The sequence below is a fragment of the Thiosocius teredinicola genome, from assembly GCF_002009425.1.
GTDB lineage: Bacteria > Pseudomonadota > Gammaproteobacteria > Chromatiales > Chromatiaceae > Thiosocius > Thiosocius teredinicola.
The window spans coordinates 3,428,148-3,443,535 of the sequence record NZ_CP019936.1; the positions used below are offsets into that span (position 1 = coordinate 3,428,148).

The 15,388-nt window shown below is 61.6% G+C and carries 18 protein-coding genes; 11 read left to right on the plus strand and 7 right to left on the minus strand.

The features are described 5' to 3' along the window. Nucleotides 1-10: 10 nt before the first annotated feature. A complete protein-coding gene (locus B1781_RS16215) occupies nt 11-880 on the plus strand; it encodes a sulfurtransferase (RefSeq protein WP_078120653.1) in 870 nt (289 codons plus the stop codon). Between the two features lie 7 nt (nt 881-887). On the opposite strand, the gene B1781_RS16220 is transcribed toward B1781_RS16215, so the two are convergent. From B1781_RS16220 to cysS, 3 genes are read right to left on the minus strand one after another with little or no spacing between them, the layout of a single operon-like run. Next, a complete protein-coding gene (locus B1781_RS16220) occupies nt 888-1,868 on the minus strand; it encodes a DUF3616 domain-containing protein (RefSeq protein WP_078120654.1) in 981 nt (326 codons plus the stop codon). After that, nucleotides 1,861-2,214 (minus strand): hypothetical protein, encoded by a 354-nt coding sequence (locus B1781_RS16225; protein ID WP_078120655.1) that lies wholly within the window; start codon nt 2,212-2,214, stop codon nt 1,861-1,863. The genes B1781_RS16220 and B1781_RS16225 overlap by 8 nt, the downstream gene beginning before the upstream one ends. Further along, on the minus strand, nt 2,211-3,596 hold the full coding sequence (cysS, locus tag B1781_RS16230; RefSeq protein WP_078120656.1) for a cysteine--tRNA ligase: 1,386 nt from the start codon (nt 3,594-3,596) through the stop codon (nt 2,211-2,213). The genes B1781_RS16225 and cysS overlap by 4 nt, the downstream gene beginning before the upstream one ends. A gap of 206 nt (nt 3,597-3,802) precedes the next feature. Between cysS and B1781_RS16235 the strand changes: the two genes are divergently transcribed. The 3 genes from B1781_RS16235 to B1781_RS16245 all read left to right on the plus strand — a co-directional run bounded on the left by B1781_RS16235 (nt 3,803) and on the right by B1781_RS16245 (nt 6,250). Then, nucleotides 3,803-5,050, plus strand: a complete 1,248-nt coding sequence (locus B1781_RS16235) for a diguanylate cyclase domain-containing protein (RefSeq protein ID WP_078120657.1) — start codon at nt 3,803-3,805, stop codon at nt 5,048-5,050. A gap of 79 nt (nt 5,051-5,129) precedes the next feature. Continuing rightward, nucleotides 5,130-5,714, plus strand: a complete 585-nt coding sequence (locus B1781_RS16240) for a peptidylprolyl isomerase (protein ID WP_078120658.1) — start codon at nt 5,130-5,132, stop codon at nt 5,712-5,714. 47 nt (nt 5,715-5,761) lie between these two features. Continuing rightward, nucleotides 5,762-6,250 (plus strand): peptidylprolyl isomerase, encoded by a 489-nt coding sequence (locus B1781_RS16245; protein ID WP_078120659.1) that lies wholly within the window; start codon nt 5,762-5,764, stop codon nt 6,248-6,250. A 39-nt stretch (nt 6,251-6,289) separates the two neighbouring features. Here the strand turns inward: B1781_RS16245 and B1781_RS16250 are convergent, their stop codons facing one another. Next, nucleotides 6,290-7,159, minus strand: coding sequence for an AEC family transporter (locus B1781_RS16250; RefSeq protein ID WP_078120660.1), 870 nt, complete (start codon nt 7,157-7,159; stop codon nt 6,290-6,292). 55 nt (nt 7,160-7,214) lie between these two features. Between B1781_RS16250 and B1781_RS16255 the strand changes: the two genes are divergently transcribed. Beyond that, nucleotides 7,215-8,054, plus strand: coding sequence for a UDP-2,3-diacylglucosamine diphosphatase (locus B1781_RS16255; protein ID WP_334223756.1), 840 nt, complete (start codon nt 7,215-7,217; stop codon nt 8,052-8,054). 18 nt (nt 8,055-8,072) lie between these two features. Further along, entirely contained in the window at nt 8,073-8,441 is a 369-nt protein-coding gene (locus B1781_RS16260; protein ID WP_078120661.1) for a VOC family protein, read from the plus strand. Between the two features lie 39 nt (nt 8,442-8,480). Here B1781_RS16260 and B1781_RS16265 read toward each other — a convergent pair whose 3' ends face one another. From B1781_RS16265 to B1781_RS16275, 3 genes are read right to left on the minus strand one after another with little or no spacing between them, the layout of a single operon-like run. Then, complete coding sequence (locus B1781_RS16265) at nt 8,481-9,176, minus strand: hypothetical protein (RefSeq protein ID WP_078120662.1); 696 nt, start codon at nt 9,174-9,176, stop codon at nt 8,481-8,483. Continuing rightward, on the minus strand, nt 9,161-9,970 hold the full coding sequence (locus B1781_RS16270; protein ID WP_078120663.1) for a ferritin-like domain-containing protein: 810 nt from the start codon (nt 9,968-9,970) through the stop codon (nt 9,161-9,163). The genes B1781_RS16265 and B1781_RS16270 overlap by 16 nt, the downstream gene beginning before the upstream one ends. A 9-nt stretch (nt 9,971-9,979) precedes the next feature. Continuing rightward, nucleotides 9,980-11,227, minus strand: a complete 1,248-nt coding sequence (locus tag B1781_RS16275) for a glycerate kinase type-2 family protein (protein WP_078120664.1) — start codon at nt 11,225-11,227, stop codon at nt 9,980-9,982. 111 nt (nt 11,228-11,338) lie between these two features. On the opposite strand from B1781_RS16275, the gene B1781_RS16280 reads away from it, so the two are divergent. From B1781_RS16280 to B1781_RS16300, 5 genes are all read left to right on the plus strand, one after another. Continuing rightward, nucleotides 11,339-12,271: a hypothetical protein gene (locus B1781_RS16280; RefSeq protein ID WP_078120665.1), complete on the plus strand. Its 933-nt coding sequence runs from the start codon at nt 11,339-11,341 to the stop codon at nt 12,269-12,271. Next, nucleotides 12,268-13,287, plus strand: a complete 1,020-nt coding sequence (locus B1781_RS16285) for a hypothetical protein (RefSeq protein WP_078120666.1) — start codon at nt 12,268-12,270, stop codon at nt 13,285-13,287. The genes B1781_RS16280 and B1781_RS16285 overlap by 4 nt, the downstream gene beginning before the upstream one ends. Nucleotides 13,288-13,294: 7 nt before the next feature. Continuing rightward, nucleotides 13,295-14,284 (plus strand): CobW family GTP-binding protein, encoded by a 990-nt coding sequence (locus B1781_RS16290; protein ID WP_078120667.1) that lies wholly within the window; start codon nt 13,295-13,297, stop codon nt 14,282-14,284. A 56-nt stretch (nt 14,285-14,340) separates the two neighbouring features. Beyond that, nucleotides 14,341-14,856: a hypothetical protein gene (locus B1781_RS16295; RefSeq protein ID WP_125932134.1), complete on the plus strand. Its 516-nt coding sequence runs from the start codon at nt 14,341-14,343 to the stop codon at nt 14,854-14,856. A gap of 114 nt (nt 14,857-14,970) precedes the next feature. Next, a complete protein-coding gene (locus B1781_RS16300) occupies nt 14,971-15,357 on the plus strand; it encodes a hypothetical protein (protein ID WP_125932135.1) in 387 nt (128 codons plus the stop codon). Nucleotides 15,358-15,388: the final 31 nt, after the last annotated feature.

Here is a 15,388-nt window from a genome sequence, read left to right on the forward strand (position 1 = left end):
CCGCAAGGACATGAACGCGCAGCAGAAGTTGACGACGCTTGTTGATATGCGCACGCTCGCGGCGCGTCTCAGCGATCCGCTGTGTATCGTGGTGGATTGCCGGTTCGACCTCGGCGATACCGGGCGCGGCGCTAGCGCCTATACACAATCGCATATCACCGGCGCGCGTTACGCGCACCTCGATCATGACCTTTCGAGCCCCATCACCCCGAGCAGCGGCCGTCACCCCCTGCCCGATACGGGCCGACTGTGCGACTGGTTGGGTCGACAAGGCATCACACCGACGTCACAGGTGGTCGTCTACGACGACAGCGGCGGCACCATGGCGGTACGTCTTTGGTGGTTGCTGCGTTGGCTCGGCCATGCCGAGGTGGCCGTGTTGGACGGTGGCTGGCAGGCGTGGAACGACGCCGGCCTGCCGGCAGACGCGCAACGACCGAGCATCACCGCTGTCGCTGCCTATCCCGGCAACCCGCGCGGCGACATGCTGGTGAACACCCGGGATATCGAAGCCCAGTTGCAGTCAGGCGGTGACGACTGGCTGTTGATCGATGCGCGCACCGCGGTACGTTTCCGCGGCGAAGCCGAGCCGATCGATCCGGTCGCCGGGCATATCCCCGGCGCAGTCAACCTGCCCCTGCAACAACATCTCACCGAGCGCGGCACCTTCAAGTCGGCTGACGAACTGCGCGCGATGTACGTGTCGTTGGTAGGCGAACGCGATCCGCGCAGCCTGGTGGCGATGTGTGGATCCGGCGTGACCGCATGTCACAACCTGCTGGCGATGGAGATCGCCGGTCTGCGCGATGCCAGGCTCTACGCCGGTTCGTGGAGTGAATGGATTCGCGATCCCGCCCGACCCGTCGCGGTCGACGTGTGATCCCCCGCTAGCCCGGCGTCAGCTCACCGAGATCGACACGCATGCGGACCGCCTGCGCCGCGGTGTTGGTTTCGTAGATCACGAGTATCTCGGCGTCGTTGTCCGACTGCCGCAACAGGCCGAGCCCCTCGGCCTTGGCGCCACCCGGCGTGGATACCGGACCGATGATCTGCGCCGCCACCACTTCGCGGTCTTTGCCGGGGATCTGGTCGCTGCCGTCCCACCACCACAAGACGAACGGACCCGGTGCATCGTTGACCGGGCCAGAGAGAATCAACAGCCCCTTCTTCAGCGCCACCAGGTCACGAATACCCTGCCCTGCAAGCTGCACGAAACGCAGTTCGTATCGCTTGGGGTGCTCGTAGTCGAGCAGCATCACCGGCACGTAATTGTCGCGCAGTACGGGGCCGCGAAAGCCGAGATACAAGTGCCCGTCGGCGAACGCCAGACCTTCGATATCGATACCGTTTTCTTTGCTCGGGATGCCGACGAAGCGCTTGAGGATCGGGTCTTTGCGCAAGCGCTTGGTCAAATCGATATGATCGCTTACCCCCAGCTTGCCCTTCTTCGGGTCGAAGCTGATCTTGTAGAGCCGATTGCGCAGCGGTTCCTCATCGATCATCTGCAGGCGTTCTAGATTCTTGTTGACCGACAGCTCGGGTTTCAGTCGCTTGCGGCGATGCGAATGCGAGCCCATGACGTACAGCTTGCCGTCGCCGTAGGTCAGGGCCTCGATATCCGTTTCCTGGTCATCCTTGGCCAGTGACAACTTATGCTGCAGGCACCATTCGTCGGGCGCTTCGGAGCATTTCAATATCTGCAGTCGATGGCCTTCATCGCCGCCCAGCGCGAGGAAATCTCCCACCACGACAACACCGCTCAGGTCCATGCCGGCATCTATGCCGCCATTCAGGCGCACCGGCAGCACGTCACTGACGCGTTGCCGGTCGGGCTCGGTCCAGGTGATTGGCGCGGTGCCGTCAGTCAATGTATTGCGCCCCCGCCATCAACGACTCATCGAACTGCTCGGGCAACTTGTCGAGACGATCGAGAACCTGATCGCGCGGCAATGTCAGGCGCAGGCAGCCGGTCGCTTCCGGGTACACCATCTCGAGTACCAGATCGGCCGGGTCGTCGGCCACGTAACATTGCAGGATCACATCATTGCCATCGACGATGCCAAGAAAGTTGTCTTCCGAGTTCAGTAACTGGTCGGCGAGCGGCACGATACGGCTGGCCTGCAACGATTCCGGCTGTGCAGACGAGATCGTCACGTTGTTTTTGTAGTCGCGATAGAACACCCGCAGGGTGCGATGGGCGCGCGCACCGTTCATGAACGTCGCCACGTGGTACCACCTGCGACATCTTCAAGTATGATGCCGGCTTCTTTCAGCTTGGCGCGGATTGCATCTGCCTCTGCCCAGTTCTTTTCCTGCTTGGCCTGCGCGCGGCGCTCGATCATCTCTTCGATCTCGGCATCGCTCAAGCCATCGGCCGGCGTGTCGCCGCCGCGCAGGTAGCTTTCCGGGTCGTCCTGCAGAATGCCCAACAGCTCACCGAGCTGGCGCAACAGGGCGCCGAGCGCGGCAGCGCGCGACTCGTCTTCGCTGCGCACCCGGTTGATCTCGCGTGCCAGCTCAAACATCGCCGCGAGCGCTTCGGGCGTGTTGAAATCATCTTCCATCGCGGCGTGGAACTTGGCCGCCAGCGGTTCGTCCGTCGCCGGCTCGGATGACGGCAACCCGCGCAACGCCGTGTAGAAGCGCGTCAACGCCCCACGCGCATTGTCCAGTTGCTCGTCGCCGTAGTTCAGCGGGCTGCGGTATTGGCTGGTGAGGATGAAATAGCGAACCTCTTCCGGGCGATAACGTTCGAGGATCTCGCGCACCGTAAAGAAGTTACCCAGCGACTTCGACATCTTCTCGTCGTTGATGCGCACGAAACCGTTGTGCATCCAGTACTTGACGAACGGATGCCCGGTTGCGCCCTCGGATTGGGCGATCTCGTTCTCGTGGTGCGGAAAGGTCAGATCCGCGCCGCCGCCGTGGATATCGAAGGTATCACCGAGCGATTTGGTCGACATTGCAGAGCATTCGATATGCCAGCCCGGTCGACCATCGCCCCACGGCGACGACCATGACGGCTCGCCCGGCTTGGCCGCCTTCCATAAGGCGAAATCGAGTGGGTCGCGTTTGACCTCGCCCGGTTCGACCCGGGCCCCGGCCTGCAGGTCGTCGATCGATTTCCCGGACAGTTTGCCGTACCCGGCAAAGCTCTTAACGTTGTAATAAACATCGCCGTTATCAGCGACATAGGCGTGCTCGCGCTCGATCAGGCGGGTGATCATGTCGATGATGTCCGGCAGGTGCTCGGTGGCCCGCGGCTCCTGGTCTGGCGGCAACACGCCCAGCGCCGCCGAATCCTGGTGCATCGCCTCGATGAAACGCTCGGTCAACGCATGGAACGGCTCACCGCGCTCGTTGGCGCGGGCAATGATCTTGTCGTCGATATCCGTGATGTTGCGCACATAGGTCACATCGAACCCGAGCGACCGCAGGTAACGGGCGACCACATCGAACACCACCATGACACGTGCGTGGCCCAGGTGGCACAGGTCGTACACCGTCATGCCGCACACGTACATATTGACGTGACCCGGCGTGATCGGCTCAAAGACTTCTTTTCGGCGGTTGAGATCGTTGTAGATGGTCAGCATCACTTCGGGAACCAATATCGTCGTGTTTCTGCTCGCAGGCGTGCATACTAACCGAACTGACGGTACAGCGGGGGCCTCCCCCGCACGGGCGGTTCCGTCGCCTTGCCGGCAATTTGTGCATGGCCGATGCGGAACCATTGGCAAATGACCGCAGCCCCTGCAGGTAGCAGTAGTGGGGCGTAGCACGAGACAGGGATCAACGTGCGATGAGCGAACAAACGGTCTTTGAGGCGCAGACCGAGCACAACCTCAAGCGGTTGCGCGCGGCGACGCTGCTCGCTTACCTGGTTGCCTTCTCGCTGCTGGCTGCCGCCGTGACCTACGGCGCGGTCCGCGTTCGCAACGCGCACCGTCACCTGCAGTCGGTGATGGAGCAGTACAACCACAAGATCGCCCTGATCACCGAGACCCAGATCGCTTCCTTCCAGCGCAGCGAAGCCCTGCAGCAACTGATTCTCGAAACCGACCCCTTTGCGCAGGACGAGGTCTATCTGGCCTTCCTCAACGCCGGCTTCCGCGTCGGCGATGGGCGCAACAAGATTCGCGCCCGGCTCGAGACGGATGCCGAAAGAGCGGCACTGGCCAAGCAGGATGCCGTGATCTACGAAATAGCCGCCCTGCACGACCGCGTCGCCGACCTGGCGCAGCGCGGCGAATTCGCTGCCGCGCGGCAGATCTTCATCGATCAGCTCAGAGCAGTGCACGTGGTCGGCCACCAAGCCTTTGCCGAGTTGCGCGAACTGCAGACCGACGCCGCGCAAGCCGCGGTCGCCGAAGCCAACCAGGCCTACCAGGACACCTTGCGCCACAGTGTCATCGCCGTGATCCTCGGTCTGCTCGGCGGCATCAGTATCGGCGTCGCGATGTACCGCGCCAGCTCGCGGATCGCCAACCGGGTCAGCGACAACGTCGACGATCTGCGCCGCATGGCGATGCACGACGGATTGACCGGGCTGCTCAACCGCACCGCCATGACGCAAAAGATCGATGAACTGCTCGAGCAGCGCAAACCGTTCGCCATTCTGTACATGGACCTGGATGGTTTTAAGAAGGTGAACGACGACCACGGACACAACTACGGCGACAACTTGCTGATGATGGCCGCGGCGCGCATCCGTGGCCGCATTCGTGGCGTCGACAGCATAGCCCGCATGGGCGGCGATGAATTCGTCGGCTTGCTCAACGGTATCGGCGACCAGGAAGAGGCCGTGCAGGTCGCACGCCACATCATCGAAGCGTTCGAGCCGGCGTTCGTGCACGAAGGCATCGAGACCCCAATCGGACTCAGCATCGGGGTTTGCCTGGCGCCACGGCATGGCCGATTCGCCGACGACATACTGCACAAGGCAGACCGCGCCATGTACCGGGCAAAGAATCGCGGCCACAACTGCTTCGAAGTACACGGCACCCAACCCGGGCTGATCATTCACGACGGTTCGGGCACCCGCCGCTGAGCCGACCGTAAATACGGGGTTTTGTCGTCGGCCGCTCGCGGCTACACTATCGGCCCCTAGTCGCTTTCCAGGTAACCCTATGAAATCCACGCTGCTTTCGGCGATCGGCGCTTTCGTTCTGTTGTTCTCAGCCTGCGCTTCTGCGCAACCGCAAAGCGTGCTGATGAAGACCAACAAAGGCGATATCGTGATTGAACTGGATGCCGAAAAGGCCCCCAAGACCGTCGCGAACTTTCTCGAGTACGTGAACGCGGGATTTTACAATGGCGTTATCTTTCACCGGGTGATCGAGGACTTCATGATCCAGGGCGGCGGTTTCACGCCGGACATGCAGCAGAAGACCCCGCGCGAACCTGTCGAGAACGAGGCCAAGAACGGCCTGAAGAACGAGCGCGGCACCATTGCAATGGCGCGCACCTCCGACCCGCACTCGGCGACTGCCCAGTTTTTCATCAACCATAAAGACAATCCGAACCTCGACTACCCCAGCTTCGATGGCTGGGGTTACGCCGTGTTCGGTCGAGTGACCGAGGGCATGGATGTTGTCGACACCATCGCGGAAACGCGTACCGGTGTCGTCGGCGGTTACCGGGACGTTCCGCGCGAGACGATTCTGATCGAGTCCGTTTCGCTCATCCAGGCCGATACCCCCGCCGGGCAATAAGCCCTTAGCGGCACCTTCGAACACAGCCTCATACCAGGAGCTTGTACATGATTACCCTGAAAACCAGCATGGGCGACATCGTTATCGAACTCGACCACGAGAAAGCGCCGAAGACCTGCGAGAACTTCGAACAGTATGTCCGCGACGGGCACTTCGACGGCACGATATTTCACCGTGTGATCAGCAACTTTATGATCCAGGGCGGCGGTTTCATGCCCGACATGATGCAGAAAGCCACCCGCGAGCCGATCGAGAACGAGGCCAACAACGGCCTGAGCAACGTGACCGGCAGCATCGCCATGGCGCGTACCATGGCCCCACATTCGGCCACCGCCCAGTTCTTCATCAACGTCAAAGACAACGGTTTTCTCGACCACCCCGGTCAGGACGGCTGGGGTTACTGCGTGTTCGGCAAGGTGACCAGCGGCATGGATGTCGTCGACAAGATCAAGGGAGTCGAAACCACCAATCGCGCCGGTCATTCAGACGTACCGGTCGATCCGGTCGTCATCGAAAAGGCCGAGCTCAGCGAATAAGCCCTGCCCTCCGTTTCCCGGCACCTCGCCGGGAAACGCTCACAGCGCGTAGAAAAGCACCGCCGGCACTACCGCCAGGCTGGCGAGATTCCCCAGCAAGACCACCGCCGCCACCTTGCGTGGCTCGACACCATAGCGCTCGGCCAGCATGAAGTTGAGCACCGCCGGTGGCAACGCAGCGAACACGATGAGCTGCGACACCTGCAGCTGCGGCAACGAAATCACCTGCACCGCCAACCACGCCATCAGCAGGCCGCTGAGCGGACACAGCACCGCACCGGCCAGGCCGATACGCCAATCCGACAGGTCCACGCCCGTCATACGCACCCCCAATGCAAACAGCATCAAGGGGATCGCGATCTGACCGACCAGGCCGATCGCCTCGTGCAACGGGCCGGGCACCCGCCACTGCATGACGGCGACGACCAGGCCGGCGAGCGTCGCCACCAGCATCGGCATGCGCAGCAACTTGAGCGGATTGACGTGACCGGTCAGGATCGCGTTGCCGACCGTGAAGTGCAGCGTGTTCTCGACCAGGAACAGGATCATCGCCGCGGGAAGTGCGGCCTCACCAAAAGCGAACAGCGCCAGCGGCAGCCCCATGTTGCCGGAGTTATTGAACATCATCGGCGGCAGGAACACCTTGGTGCGGTACCCGAGCAGGCGACTCACCGGCCAAACCAGCAGGCCTGAGCCGAGCACCACGATCACTGCGGCGATCGCCAACTCGGCATAACGCGACAGTTCGAAGCCCTCGCCCGAGAGCACCGAAAAGATCAGCGCAGGCGTGAAGATCTCGAGGTTGAGCCGGTTGGCCGAGGCCATGTCCGGTCCGTGTCGTCGCGCGTACAGATAACCGAGCAGCACGATCGCGAAGATCGGAAAGACAATTTCGAAGACCTGGAACATAAGACGACAACGGCAAACAAACACTGGAGAATAAAGGCCGTTCAGCGCCGGCACAATGGCGGATGACGCACTGGCAAAGCGTGCGTCGACGCAAAGTCACCCGGCCTTCCCCGACGACGGCGCACGCCAGGCGTTACAATCCGGCTCCATGGCTAAGCAATGGTTCATTTCTGATCTGCATCTGTCGAGCGAACGGCCCGAGACGTTGGCTCTGTTCGAGCAGTTCTGCGCCGAGCAGCCGCACAGCGGCGACCGGGTGTTTATCCTCGGTGACCTGTTCGACGCGTGGATCGGTGACGACGACGACGCGGAAACCGCCACCCGCGTGCGCAATGCGCTGCGCGCGCTCGGCGCGCGCGGCGTCGGCATCTTCATTCAACGCGGCAACCGGGATTTTCTGATGGGCAAACGCCTGATGCGTGACTGCGGTGCGCACCTGCTGCCCGACACGTTCGTCACCCAGGTGGCCGGCCAGCCGACGCTACTGATGCACGGCGATCTGCTGTGCACCGACGATGTCGATTACCAGAAGGCGCGACGCCGTTTCCGCAACCCGCTGTTTCAGTGGATCATGCTGCGCAAGCCGCTCGAGGAGCGCCGCCGGATCGCTGCCGAATACCGCCGACGCAGCAAACAGAAGACCTCGATGAAGGCGGCCGACATCATGGACGTCAACGACGACACCGTCGTGCGTTACCTGCGCAAACATCGCGTCGCGCAGCTGATCCACGGCCATACCCACCGCCCGGCAACACACCAACACGCCTTGGCCGACGGACAGTCAGCAACTCGCCTGGTGCTGCCCGAATGGCACACCGACCACACGACCTTGTGGCTTGACGACGGTGTGCAATTGCAGCCCGTCGAACTGGCTGCCGACACGTACAAACCGTAGACGCACAGGAATCAAGACATGATCATCGACCACATCGGCTTCGCGATCTCAGACAAGAGCACCAGCGACACCTTCTATGCGAAGGCACTCGCCCCGCTGGGCATTGTGAAAATCGCCGAGGTGGAGGGCTGGGTCGGTTACGGCAGAAGCGGCAAACCGGAATTCTGGTTCGGCGAGCACGAACAGCCACACAATCCAATGCATATCGCCTTCCTTGCCGATACGCGCGACCAGGTCGATGCATTTTATGCAGCGGCTCTGGATGCCGGAGGCAAAGACAACGGACCACCCGGCATCCGCGCGATCTATCACCCCAATTACTACGGTGCATTCGTCATCGACCCGGATGGCCACAACATCGAGGCGGTCTGTCACACAGCGACATGACAGCAATACCGGGCAAAGCGCCGCGCTGCTTGCCCGCGATCAGACGCCGGTTGCCGAGAACATCGAGCGCCGGCTGAAATTCGCCGGCAGTTCGAACGTCTGCGCGTCCACTTCGAAGCTGTCGGAAAAATCGACCAGCGACTGGCTGCGACCTTCACTGCGCTCGTGCAAAGGCAGCCCGAAGCGCAGCGTCCAATCGGATTCGTAGACGTTGGTCGCCATATCGCACGGCGTGCGCATTTCAAGCGGCATGGCTTGCAGCGTTGCTGCCTGGATGCGGGCCAGTACGCCTTTCAACTCACTGAGTCCGTCGATGGCGTCCTGCATCACACCCTCGATTACCACGAGATGGCCGCATTCTTCCCCGTTGGCCAACAGCCTGACATTGTTCGGCTGTTGGCCGGCAACCGCCGGTGCTTTCTCGTCCGCTTTAATCTCTTCCTGCAGTATCAGGCCGGGCTGCTTGTCAGGCACGTCGGCTGTGGGATTCATGACGAGAATCGCCTGGTCGTCGACCGAGACGTTGTACAGAATCTCCTGCTGCCGATCGAACAGGGTGTAGCCGTTGGCGCCGCTGCCTTCATCGAGACGCACGTAGTCCGGCGTCACCAGTACACGACTGATGTAGGGTTCAGAGCCCTTCTCCCAGACCTGGTAGACGAGCAGCGACGCCTGCTCGGCGCCCGCACTCACAGCGGCCAGCAACATCGACACGGTGATCAGGATTTTTTGCATAACGCCTCCAGGCGTCCCAGCTCAGATTCAGTGAAACCCGCCTGCAGGCGGGCGCTCTTGTGTAGCGGGCAGCGTATCGCCCCGCCGACATGCTGCTCGAGCAAGTCGAAATAGGTGTCTTCCGGGTCCAGTCCCCGCTGCTCGCACAGATAACGGAACCAGCGTGTACCCGCTTCGACGTGACCGACCTCGTCACGCAGGATGATGCTGAGCACGTCAACCGTCTGTTGGTCACCGATCGACGCGAATCGTTCCATCATGCCGGGGGTAACGTCCAGACCGCGGGCCTCGGTCACGCGTGGTACCAGCGCCATGCGGAGCAACACGTCATCGGCCGTCTTCATCGCCAGGTCCCACAGTCCATTGTGGGCCGGGAAATCGCCGTAACGGTAGCCGAGCTGCCCTAGACGATCCCGCACCAGGCTGAAGTGATAAGCCTCTTCGGCGGCCACCTGCAACCAGTCGCCGTAGTAGCTGTCGGGCATATCGCGAAAGCGGTACACCGCATCGCAGGCTAGGTTGATGGCATTGAACTCGATGTGCGCGACCGCATGCACCAGCGCCGCCTGCCCCTCAGGGCTGCCGATGCGACGCTGCGCAAGTTGCGAGGGCGGCACCAGCACCGGCTTGGCGGGACGACCGGCGACCCGGATATCGACCGCCGGTGCCTCACCGTCACGCCCCAGCTGTCCCACGCACCAGTCGTCGCGCAAGGCCTTGGCCATCGCGAGTTTCTGATCGACATCGGTTTCGCTGACGCAAGCGGCGGCAGCGGCAAAGAGGTTTTCGGGCATCCGCCGATTCTACGCGGCGCCGGTCCCCGCACGCCAGATCATGACCAGATCGGTCACGTTGGTGCCGGTCGGACCGGTGCAAATCAGATCGCCGGTGTTTTCCAGAAAGGTACCGGCGTCGGCGCGCCTGAGGCAATCCGCGACCGACAGCTCATCCGTTCGGCCCCGCGAGACGGTCTGGTTGTCCACCAGTCCACCGGCATCCTCGGTCGGACCGTCGGTGCCGTCGGTGCCGGCACACAGGGCAACCGCCGGGATGTCGCCGGCAACAGCCTGCGCAAGGTGCAAAGCGAGCTGCTGGTTGCGCCCGCCGCGCCCGGGGCGGTCCGGCAGCATCACGGTCACCTCGCCGCCCCACAGATGCACCGTATCCGGAACCGCCTGCACGGCTTGCGCGATGTGCCGCGCGACATCTTCGATGTCGCCGTCGACGTGATCGGCATAGCGTTCGACCGACAGCCCTCGCCCACGCAGTACCCGCTCGGCCGCTGCCAGGGCGTGATCGAGCGTGGCGATCACCTCAACATCAGGTCTTGCGCCGTCTCCCGCAGGCGGGTCGCCCGCCGATGGCAGCAGCTTGGTCATCCAATCCGGCAGGCCCGGCGGCAGATCGTAGGTCTCCGGCGGTACCAGCGGTCCGGATCCGATCACCGCGGGGTCGTCACCCTCGACGTCCGAGATCAGCAGACCCGTCACCGGGTGTCCGGCAAGCAATTCGGCCAGCCCGCCGCCTTTTAGCTGTGACAGACGACGCCTGACCGCATTGACCTGGGCGATCGGCAGACCGTTGCCGAGCAACCAACGGTTGACGCGCGCCAGGTCGCCGAGCGTTACGCCCGGTCGCAGCACCTCGACGATCGCTGATGCCCCGCCGGAAATCAGCACCAGCACCGGGAGGTCTTGCGGCAGTCCGGCCACGTAGTCCACCAGGACCTCGCCGCCAGCAAGGCTGCTCTCATCGGGCATCGGGTGCGCACCTTCACACACGCGAAAGATCGCGGGATCGAGTGCATAGCCGCCGGCATGGCCGGTCTTGGTGACGACCAGCCCGCTGTGGCAATTGTCGCCGAGTACCTGCTGCGCCCCATAGGCCATCGCGGCTGCCGCCTTGCCCAAGGCAATGACGGCCATCGGCGCACTCTGTGGATGGCTGCGCAGCCAGTTGGCGGTGACATTGTCGCCTTCGACCACGCTCACAGCGGCCTCGAACGCCGCCAGCAGCGCTTCCCTTATCCGTTTCACATCTTTGGCTGCCATCAGCGCTCCGAATACAACTCGACCAAGGCCTCATGATAGTATCGGGCCGGTTTTCAGCGGTGCGAAACCGTTTGCCCGGGGTCTCATCCTAACCCCTACGAGGTTATCCAGTTGGAAAGCATCAACCTGCGGCGCCACTACAGCCGAAACACCCTGCTCCGCCTGATTCTGATAGCCGCGGCCGCCGCCGCGTTGATCGTGTGGAAACTCGACCTGATCAACACCGTCTATTTCAAGGATCAGCTTACCGCAACCGGCTGGGTGATCAACGGCGCGATCCTGGCGTTGTTTCTGGTCGGGTTGTTGCGCGCCGTCGGCATTCTCGTCGGCTATATGCGTGAAGAAGGTGCGCTCGAACGCTTCGTGCGCAACCTGGAAAAACACGCCGATGCCGAGCCGCTCAAGGGCGTGAACACCGGCACGATCATCGCTCGCCGCTACATCACGATGCGCCGTCTGAGCGAGGCGCGCACGCCGATCAACCAGAATGCCCTGGCGGCCACCCTGGTCGCCAGCGAAAGCACGCGCAACGGCCTGCCGCGCTTCATCAACAATATCCTGATCCTCACCGGCGTGTTCGGCACCATCGTATCGCTGTCGATGGCCCTGATCGGCGCGTCCGACGTGTTGGAAAACGCCATCAGTGCGACCGGCATGGGCATGGTCATTCACGGCATGTCGACGGCGCTGTCCACCACGATCACCGCTATCGTGTGCTACGTATTCTTCGGTTATATCTATCAACGCCTGACCGATGCGCAGACCAACCTGATCAGTGGCGTCGAACAGGTCACGACGAACTACCTGATGCCCAAGTTCCAGGTACAGACCGACAACGTGCTGTACGAATTCACCGGCTTGCTGCGCTCGATTCAGGGCCTGGTCGACCAGCTGCAGAAATCGCAGCTCGGCTTCGAGTCGATGCAGGATCAGATCGCCGACACCCTCGAGATCTACCGCGACAAGATTGAAACCTTCGATGAGCGCCTCGACGTCATCGTGCGCCAGCTGCGCCTCGGCTTCCGTCTGCGGGAAGACGAATGAGTCACGATGGCTTTACCGACCTTCGGCTGAACAACGGCGGCACCGAGCTGCAGGAAGGCTTCTGGCCTTCGTTCACCGACATCATGACCGTGGTGGTCATGATCTTCCTGATCTCGATGGTGGTGCTCCTGGTGCGCAACATGGAGCTGGTTACCCAGCTGCGCGCGACGATGGAAGCCGAGCGCATCGCCGCCGAACTGGCGCGCGCTACCGGCGAAGAAAAAGACAATCTGTCGGTCGCGCTGCACCAGGCCGAAGAGCGGCTGCAAAGCATGCAGCTCGAAATCATGCGATTACAGGACAAAGGACTGGAAAGCGAACAGCTGATCGCCGAACAGCTGCGTGCAATCACCGGCCTCACCAATCAACGCGATGACCTGACCAAGCAGGCAGCCCGTCTCAGCCTGTTGCGCGAGCAACTGGAGGCGGATGTCAAAAAGCGGCAGGCGCAACTGGAACAGACCCGGGCCACGCTGGACGACAAGCAGCTCAAACTCAGCACAGCGGAGCGCAGCATAACCACGCTGGAAGAAAACCTGGCCGAACTGCGTACCCGCTACGATGCAAGCCAGGCGCAGAGCGAACGCCTGCAGCAGACGCTCGACGAACAGCGCGACACCATCGAGGCGGCGCAACTCTCGCAGCAGGAGATGGAACGACGCTACCTGGTGCTCAACGACGACTACGACAAGCTCAAGGTCAAATACGACAAGCTGGTACGCCCAGCGCGCAGCCCGGCCGGCCGCTACCTGATCGAAGTGCGCTATTGGAAGGAAAACGGCGGTTATCGCCTGTCATGGCGTGAAGGCGGCGACGGGGCCTTCCAGTCGGTCAGTCGCAAGCAACTCGATAACGTCTTGTCGCGTCTGTCAACGGAGAAACCGGACGGCCTGTACGTCAAAGTGATCTTCCCCGAGAACAGCGGCTTGTCGTACAACGAGGCCTGGGAACTGACCAGTCACCTGCACAACAACTACGACTACTACTTCAAAGAAGAGTCGACGGGCAGCGAGTAATAGCCGCATGGCGCTGATACCCGTCAACCTGATCACCGGGTTTCTCGGCGTCGGCAAGACAACGTCGGTACGTCATCTGCTCGACCATCACCCAGCCAATGAACGCTGGGCGGTGCTGGTCAACGAATTCGGCGATGTCGGTATCGATGGCGCGCTGCTCGGCGACGAGGGTGTGGTCGTGCAAGAGGTCGCCGGCGGCTGTCTGTGTTGCGTCAGCGCGCCAGCGTTCACGACCGGTCTAAACCGCCTGATCCGACAACACAGACCCGACCGCATCCTGATCGAACCGAGCGGCCTCGGCCACCCAGCGCAGGTGCTGAGCACACTGACCGGCCCGCTGTATCAACAGGTGCTCGATGTACGCGCCACGATCTGCATCATCGACGCACGCCATCTCGCTTCGGCTCGGCACATTGAGCATCCGACCTTTCAGGACCAGATACACCTTGCCGACGTGCTGGTCGCCAACAAGGTCGACCTGTATTCCGATGTCGACAAGTCGAGATTCGAGGGCTTCGCCAACACCCTTGATCCGGCCAAGAGCAAGATCGGCTACACCGACCACGGCCAATTCGATCCCCAGTGGCTCGACCTGGCGCGCGCATCCGAACGCCGTGCCGCGTTTCCCGAGGCCCACGCGTTCCTTGTCGAGACCGCCAACGAACACGACCACCAACATGCTCCGCAAGTCGACAGTGAATGGTTGCTGCTCGAAGGGCAGGCAGACGGCTACTACCGCGCCGGCTGGGTCATGAACGCGCAACATCCATGGTCGAGCGGAAAGCTCACGCGGTTTCTCGACGGCCTCGGTGTGGAACGCAAGAAAGGCGTGTTCCGTACCGATCATGGCTGGCAAGGTTATAACCAGGGTGCATGGCAGCCTGCGTCTGCTCCTTCCGATAGCAACAACCGCTTCGAAGTCATCGATGCCGATCGCATCGATGTGAACGCAATAGATAAAGGGATGAGGAACATCGATGCCGACGCTGCGCCATGATGGCGATCCGATGGCCGCAAGCGACATACACTAGCGCCTGATGATTCAAGCTGGTATTGACGGCGATCATTCAAGCTTGGCTTATGTCGGTCGATGGGTGCTGCATCGATCAAACGTTTCCCGGCAACCCTTCGACAATGGACTTCGATCAAATCTACAAGCCGCCGCAAAGCGAGAGCGTCGACAACGTTCGCCCACCCTTGGCAATCATCGCCTGCTACGCACTCGTCGCATTGTTCTGTGCGGCGGGCTTAACCTTGGCCGTGCTGGAACTCGGTTTCGCCAGATTAGATTTCTCGGACGGGATCGAATACTTTGCGCTTCAATGTACGCTCACGCTGGTACTCGGCTGGCTGTTGTTCAATCCGATCAGGCAACGGGACGCTAAAGCCCACCTGACACCAGCTGTCCTGATTGTCGTTGTCGTTGCGTTCGAATTATTCGACATCATGGACAACGGCTTTGCGTTCAATGCGGCCTTCTATGTATCGATTATCGAATCCATCGTATTGGCCACGATGATTGCACTATTGAGAACACCCGCGGGACGAAGCTGGTGCAACATTCCGTAGGTTGAACGACCAGGATCGGCACGTCTTCCACACACCATGAATACCTCATCAGAAAAGCCAGACCAAGGTATCGTTGAGCGTGACGCGGCACCCTCCGTGTACCGGCGCCCATGGGTGCTGATTGTTCTGTACGCGCTGACCGGGCCTTTCATCGGTGCGCTGGTCGTCATCGCTGGGATATCGTTGACCACCGAAGATATCAATGCATCCCGGTTCAAGGAGCTGGCCCTGTTCACACTGGTATTCGCCTATCCGCTTGGGCTCATCCCAGCCATCACAGCCGGCATTGTCCACGCGCTCACTCAAACCACGCTGGCGCGCATGGCGACAATCGCACTGGTGTGCACGAGCGGCATGACGGCCGCGTTCCTTCAGCTTTTTGTGCTGGGCAACCCCGGCTCCGTTTTCAGCGATCTGTATTCGCTGATGGCGTTCGCGCTCCCTTCGTTGACCGCCGCGCTGATCCTTTCGACTTGGTTCACGCGCCCGCATCGCGCCTAGGTCACACGAAGAGTCATCCTGTTCTCGAACA

What these genes read in the sequence shown, in the direction of transcription:
- B1781_RS16215 (WP_078120653.1), top strand. Translation starts at nt 11, where the DNA reads ATGAACGCGCAGCAGAAGTTGACGACGCTTGTTGATATGCGCACGCTC.
- B1781_RS16225 (WP_078120655.1), bottom strand. Translation starts at nt 2,214, where the DNA reads ATGAACGGTGCGCGCGCCCATCGCACCCTGCGGGTGTTCTATCGCGAC.
- cysS (WP_078120656.1), bottom strand. Translation starts at nt 3,596, where the DNA reads ATGCTGACCATCTACAACGATCTCAACCGCCGAAAAGAAGTCTTTGAG.
- B1781_RS16235 (WP_078120657.1), top strand. Translation starts at nt 3,803, where the DNA reads ATGAGCGAACAAACGGTCTTTGAGGCGCAGACCGAGCACAACCTCAAG.
- B1781_RS16240 (WP_078120658.1), top strand. Translation starts at nt 5,130, where the DNA reads ATGAAATCCACGCTGCTTTCGGCGATCGGCGCTTTCGTTCTGTTGTTC.
- B1781_RS16245 (WP_078120659.1), top strand. Translation starts at nt 5,762, where the DNA reads ATGATTACCCTGAAAACCAGCATGGGCGACATCGTTATCGAACTCGAC.
- B1781_RS16250 (WP_078120660.1), bottom strand. Translation starts at nt 7,159, where the DNA reads ATGTTCCAGGTCTTCGAAATTGTCTTTCCGATCTTCGCGATCGTGCTG.
- B1781_RS16255 (WP_334223756.1), top strand. Translation starts at nt 7,215, where the DNA reads ATGGCGGATGACGCACTGGCAAAGCGTGCGTCGACGCAAAGTCACCCG.
- B1781_RS16260 (WP_078120661.1), top strand. Translation starts at nt 8,073, where the DNA reads ATGATCATCGACCACATCGGCTTCGCGATCTCAGACAAGAGCACCAGC.
- B1781_RS16265 (WP_078120662.1), bottom strand. Translation starts at nt 9,176, where the DNA reads ATGCAAAAAATCCTGATCACCGTGTCGATGTTGCTGGCCGCTGTGAGT.
- B1781_RS16270 (WP_078120663.1), bottom strand. Translation starts at nt 9,970, where the DNA reads ATGCCCGAAAACCTCTTTGCCGCTGCCGCCGCTTGCGTCAGCGAAACC.
- B1781_RS16275 (WP_078120664.1), bottom strand. Translation starts at nt 11,227, where the DNA reads ATGGCAGCCAAAGATGTGAAACGGATAAGGGAAGCGCTGCTGGCGGCG.
- B1781_RS16285 (WP_078120666.1), top strand. Translation starts at nt 12,268, where the DNA reads ATGAGTCACGATGGCTTTACCGACCTTCGGCTGAACAACGGCGGCACC.
- B1781_RS16290 (WP_078120667.1), top strand. Translation starts at nt 13,295, where the DNA reads ATGGCGCTGATACCCGTCAACCTGATCACCGGGTTTCTCGGCGTCGGC.